This is a genomic window from Rhizobacter sp. P2_H2 (assembly GCF_056403375.1).
Map to the genome: position 1 here is coordinate 1 of NZ_JBFUFP010000325.1, position 5,227 is coordinate 5,227.

At 72.8% G+C, this 5,227-nt stretch carries 7 protein-coding genes; 3 read left to right on the forward strand and 4 right to left on the reverse strand.

Features of this window, described 5'->3' with window-relative positions; translation table 11 throughout:
* From AC1D15_RS17005 to AC1D15_RS17020, 4 genes are all read right to left on the reverse strand, one after another.
* Positions 1 to 448, reverse strand: a 448-nt coding sequence (locus AC1D15_RS17005) for an MlaD family protein (RefSeq protein WP_477826893.1), incomplete at its 3' end; no start/stop codon positions are given.
* Positions 441 to 1,088 (reverse strand): paraquat-inducible protein A, encoded by a 648-nt coding sequence (locus AC1D15_RS17010; protein WP_047513095.1) that lies wholly within the window; start codon positions 1,086 to 1,088, stop codon positions 441 to 443. The genes AC1D15_RS17010 and AC1D15_RS17005, both read right to left, overlap by 8 nt.
* A complete protein-coding gene (locus AC1D15_RS17015) occupies positions 1,085 to 1,834 on the reverse strand; it encodes a paraquat-inducible protein A (protein WP_477826894.1) in 750 nt (249 codons plus the stop codon). The genes AC1D15_RS17010 and AC1D15_RS17015 overlap by 4 nt, the downstream gene beginning before the upstream one ends.
* Positions 1,835 to 1,911: 77 nt before the next feature.
* Complete coding sequence (locus tag AC1D15_RS17020) at positions 1,912 to 3,039, reverse strand: GAF domain-containing protein (RefSeq protein WP_465111751.1); 1,128 nt, start codon at positions 3,037 to 3,039, stop codon at positions 1,912 to 1,914.
* A gap of 146 nt (positions 3,040 to 3,185) precedes the next feature.
* On the opposite strand from AC1D15_RS17020, the gene AC1D15_RS17025 reads away from it, so the two are divergent.
* From AC1D15_RS17025 to AC1D15_RS17035, 3 genes are all read left to right on the forward strand, one after another.
* A complete protein-coding gene (locus tag AC1D15_RS17025; protein WP_477826895.1) occupies positions 3,186 to 4,319 on the forward strand; it encodes a sialidase family protein in 1,134 nt (377 codons plus the stop codon).
* Complete coding sequence (locus AC1D15_RS17030; protein WP_477826896.1) at positions 4,316 to 4,942, forward strand: hypothetical protein; 627 nt, start codon at positions 4,316 to 4,318, stop codon at positions 4,940 to 4,942. The genes AC1D15_RS17025 and AC1D15_RS17030 overlap by 4 nt, the downstream gene beginning before the upstream one ends.
* Positions 4,943 to 4,955: 13 nt before the next feature.
* Positions 4,956 to 5,227: hypothetical protein (locus AC1D15_RS17035; protein ID WP_477826897.1), on the forward strand; the 272-nt coding region annotated here is incomplete at its 3' end.

A 5,227-nucleotide genomic window follows, 5' to 3' on the forward strand; every position in this document is an offset into this window, starting at 1 on the left:
CGGCACCGATGTACGCGCCCGACACCAGCGTCGCCAGGCCGCTGATGCCGCCCACGCCGATGCGCGGCCGCACGACCCAGAAATTGGTGTCTTCCACCGCCAGCGCCGCCGCCGAACGCGCGAGCCGCACCGAGGCGATCACGCGCTTGCGGTCCTCGCTGAGCGACACCGCATCGACGCGGCCCACCACCACCTCCTTGTAGCGCACCTCGGTCTTGCCGGCCTCCAGCCCCTCGGCGGTGCGGAACTCGATCGTGATGTGCGGACCCGCCTGCAGCAGGCTGTTGACCACCAGCGACACGCCCACCGCCAGCGCGATCAGCGGCACCAGCCACACCACCGACGGGAGCGAGCGCTTGCGGCTGACGATGGTCGGCGCGGGCGGCACGGGAAGGGGGGCCGGTGCAGGCACCGGCGTGGGCTCGGAGGGTGGGGATTCGTCAGCCATGGGCAGGGGAGGGATTGTCGTCGACCTCGTCGGGCCACAGCAGGCGCGGATCGAAGCTCGCGCTGGCCAGCATCGTCAGCACCACCACCGCGCCGAAGGCCAGCAGCCCCGGCCCCGGCTCGACGATGCCGAAGGCACCGAAGCGCACCATGCCGACCAGCAGCACGACGACGAAGACGTCGAGCATCGACCAGTGCCCCACCGCCTCGACCAGCCGGTACAGGTGGGTGCGCGGCACGCCCCGCACGCAGCTGCAGCGCTGCGCGGTGAAGGCGAGGAAGGACAGCGTCGCGATCTTCAGGATCGGCACCGCGATGCTCGCGATGAACACGATCAGCGCCAGGCCCCACGAATCGGCGTTCCACAGGTCGACGATGCCGCCGAGGATGGTGTGGCTGTCACGCCCGAACACGTTCGAGGTGATCAGGATCGGCAGCAGGTTGGCCGGCGCATACAGCAGCAGCGCGGCGGCCAGGCAGGCCCAGGTGCGCTGCAGGCTGTCGGGGATGCGCAGGTGCAGCGCGCTGCCGCAGCGCGGGCAGGCGATGTCGTCATGGTCGTCCGGCAGGCCGGCATCGATGCGTTGCGACACCAGCCCGCAGGCGCCGCAGTTGTAGAGGCGGGCACAGCGCGCGTTCATCGGGTCGCCGCCTCGCCAGGGTCGGGTTGCGCGGGGCCGGCTTGCTGTTCGGCCTGCCACTCGCTGCCCAGCTGCCACAACCGGTGCAGCCCGGCGGCGCTGCTTGAAGTGAGCAGCACCGTCAGCACGCCGTAGGCGAACAGGGCCGGCCCCGGCACCACGCTCGCGAGCCCGGCGCTGCGCACCACGGCCACCAGCGCGCCCAGCATGAACACCTCGACCATGCTCCAGCGCGTGGCGAAGCGCAGCAGCCGCATCGCCGGCATGAACCCTTGCGGCAGGCGGCGCCGCGTCATCGGCCACAGCAGGTACAGGCGCAGCGCGATCACGATGAACGGAAACACCATGGCCGTCGCGCCGGCCAGCATCGCGCCGAGCGGCTGGCCGGCCTCCCAGGTCTGCCACAGCGCCTCGGGCAGCGTCACCGGATCGGGCGATCCGCGCACCGAGATCCAGACCAGCGGCGTCAGGTTGCCGATCACGAAGCACACCAGGCCGCCGATCGCGAGTGCCAGCAGCCCGGGCAGCGACACCCGGTGGCCGCGGCCGAGCAGCGCGCGGCAGCGCCGGCAGTGCGCGGTCTCGCCGGGCTGCAGCGGCACGCGCTGGTGCACCGCGTCGCACTGCTCGCAGATCACCAGGTCGTGGCGAGGGCACAGCACCGCGGGGGCGTCGGCTCCCGCATCGACGGCCTCGGCGGGCAGGTCGGCGGTGGGAACCGGGCGGGAGGCGGTGGAGTCGGTCATTCAGGCGGAAGCTACGGCGAAGGCCGATCGTAGGGAGGGATGGGCAGCGAGTGTGTAGGACGACGGCGGATTCGTGGCTACCCCTTCAGGCGACGGTACACCGTGTTGCGGGCCACGCCGAGCTGCCGTGCCGCCAGCGAGACATTGCCGCCGGCCGCCGCGACGGCGCGGCGGATCGCATCGGTCTCCAGCGCTTCGAGCGTCGGCGGAGCCTCGGCAGCCGTGGGTGCCAAGCCCGCCGGCAGCGCGACCGGCGACAGCGTGGCCTGCGAGACCAGGCTCGCCGCCGACCAGAACACCGGCCACTGGAACACCGCCCGCACGTGCAGCGGCGCCCCCGCCGCCGGGCCGAGCACCGGGCGCAGCGTGAGCGGCGCGTCGCCATGCCGGCGGCCGTGGTCGGCGAAGGCACCGACCCCCAGGCCCAGCAGCCCCTCCAGCCCCAGCATGCGCAGCGCGCCGATGCTCAGGCCGAGTTGTGCGAGCGCGCTGCGGTTGGCGCCGAGGATCGCGCCGTCGGGGTCGACCGCGAGCAGCCCTTCGCGCACGGTGCCGATGCAGGCCGGTTCGGCATGGAAGTGCAGCCGCAGCCCGTTGCGGAAGCGGTCGGCGAAGCACTGGTTCTCGATCATCCGCGCCGACAGGTCGACCAGCGCCAGCGTGTGCGGGTGGTACGAGCGCTGGTCGCCGCTCACGTCGAGCACACCCATCACCCGGCCGGCATGGTCGAAGATCGGCGCGGCCGAGCAGGTGAGGAAACGGTGGGCGCGCAGGAAATGCTCGTCGCCGTGCACCAGCGTCGGCGCCTCGGTGAAGAGGGCGGTGCCGACCGCGTTGGTGCCCTTGTTCGGTTCCGACCAGTTCACGCCGGGCGAGAGCGCGACCTGCTGCGCGCGTTCGAGGAAGGAGTCGTCGCCGAAGCTGTGCAGGATGCCGCCGTTCGGATCGGTCAGCGCGACCATGCTGTGCGACGAGGCGATCTGCTCGAACAGCAGCTCCATCACCGGCGTCGCCTGCTCGTGCAGCCGGCGGTGGCGTTCGCGCGATTCCTGCAGCCGCGCGGCGGAGGCCCGGTTCAGCTCGGGCACCGCCGATTCGTCGAGCCCGAGCGCGGCACAGCGCGCGTGCGACTGCGCGATCGCCTGCAGGTGCTGCGGCGACGCCACGTCGGCCGCGGTTCGGGTGGCGGGGGACTGAGAGAGCATGCTGCCTCCTTCGCGTGCCGCATTCTGCATGTTCGGGCGGGATCGCGCTGAAGCCGGCCCCGGCTGTCACAATCTGCGCCTTTCAAGCAAGGGCACGGGCGCGGAATGAGAGGCGCGGAATGAGTCGGGCGCGGCGGTCGCCGAGGATGTTGGTGCTGGCATTGGCCTGTGTGATGCTGGGCGCGGCGGCCGAATGGCGGCGCGCTGCCATCACGGGTGCGACGGCTCGTGAACCGCGGCTGGCGGTGAAGCCGGTGAATGGGCCCGCGAAGATGCCGCGCCTCGTGCCCCGCTCGTCGCAGCGCATCCCGATGCCTGACGGCGTGCCCGCTGCCCATGCCAGCGCACTGACGGTGCTGCCGAACGGCGAGCTGCTCGCGTTCTGGTGGGCCGGTTCGCGCGAGAGCGCACCCGACGTCAGCCTGTACCTCGCCCGTTGGGCCGACGGCCGCTGGAGCTCGGCACAGAAGGTGGTCGACCGCGCGGGCCTGGGCCGCCAGCTCGGCTTCGGCGTGCGCCGCATCGGCAACCCGTCGGCCTGGGTCGCGCCGGATGGCCGCGTGCATGTCTTCATGGTCGCGACCGGACTGGGCGGCTGGGCGGCGGCGCGCGTCGTGCAGCTCGAATCCGCCGATGCGGCCCGCAGCTTCGCGGTGCGCCGCGTGCTGCCGCTGACGCCGCTGGCCGACACCAGCGTGCTGGTGCGCACCAACCCGGTCGGGCTCGACGATGGCGGCTGGCTGCTGCCGGCCTACTTCGAGCTGCGCAACAAGTACCCGATGGTCGTGTCCTTCGATGCCGACGGCGCGCCGCGCTGGCTGAGCCGCATCGGCCGCTCGACGACCGCGCTGCAGCCGGCGCTGCTGCCGGTGTCGGGCACCGAGCTGCGCGCGGTGATGCGCGACATCGGCCCGTCGCACCGCGTGCAGCAGGCGGTGAGCCACGACGCCGGCCGGCACTGGGAAGACGTTGCGCCGCTCGAGATCCCGAACCGCGACGACTCGGTCGCCGCGCTGCGCCTGGCCAACGGCGGCTACGTGCTGCTGCACAACGACACGCTGCCCGGCGGCTCGCCGCGCCAGTGGCTGCGGCTGTCGACCTCGGCCGATGCGCAGGCCTGGACGCCGGCACTCGACGTGCAGCGCGGCAACGCCGGCGACGAGTTCTCGTACCCGAGCGTGCAGCAGCTGGGCCGGCAACTGCACGTCACCTACACCGCGCAGCGGCAGGCGATCGGGCACCAGGTCTATGACATCGAGGACGGGGAGGGCGCGCCATGACGCTGCCTGAACTCGGTCAGCAGATCGTCTGGGCACGGCTGGCGTGGGGCGTGGTCGGCGCGGCGCTGCTGTTGTCGCTGCTGCCGCTGCGAGGAACGAAGCCACGCGCTGCCGTTGCACTGCTCGCGCTGGCCGCGATGTGGCTGCCCGGCCCGGCCTCGCCGGCCTGGTGGCTCGGCCTCGCATTCCAGCAACCGAGCGGGCTGTTCGCCGCGTTGTGCGGTRTCTCGGTCTGGAAGCGCTTCGTCGATCGCCCCGCGCAGCAGACCCTGCCGCCCGCGCTGGCCGCGGCCCTGGTGGCCGGCGGCCTGGTGCTCTATGCCGATGCGGTCGGCGCGCTGTCGCTCGGCCTGTACCCGTGGGGTTTCGATGCGGTGCAGGCGCCTGTGGCAGCCGTCGTGCTGTCGGTGTTCGCGCTCGCGGTGATCGTGCGCGGCCGGCAGCACGCGGCCGCCTGGGCCGTGCTGCTGGCGCTGACCTTCCATGCCGTGACGCACCTGCCGACCGGCAACGTCTTCGATGCGCTGCTGGACCCGCTGCTGTGGCTGTGGGCGCTGGCACGCTGCGTGGCGTTCCTGATCGCGCGGCTGCGTGGCCGCGCGACCGTGGCGCCGACCTCCTGAGATCGAATCGACCATGTCCCTGCTGCGTCCGCATCTTCGCCTCGCCCTCGCGATGGCCGCCGTGCTCCTCGTCGTCGGCACCGTGTACCGCGCCGTCTTCGGCCTCTGGTTCGCACCGCCCGACGCGGCGCTGTCGGCCGGCGACTGGGCCGCCGCGCTGTGGCTGGGCGCGCGCTTCGACCTGCGCGTCGCGCTCGACAGCGTGCTGCTCGCCTGGCTGCTGGCCACGCTGCCGTGGGTCGGCCGCTGGCTGCGCCCGCCGCGCGCGCACGCCTTCTGGTGGAC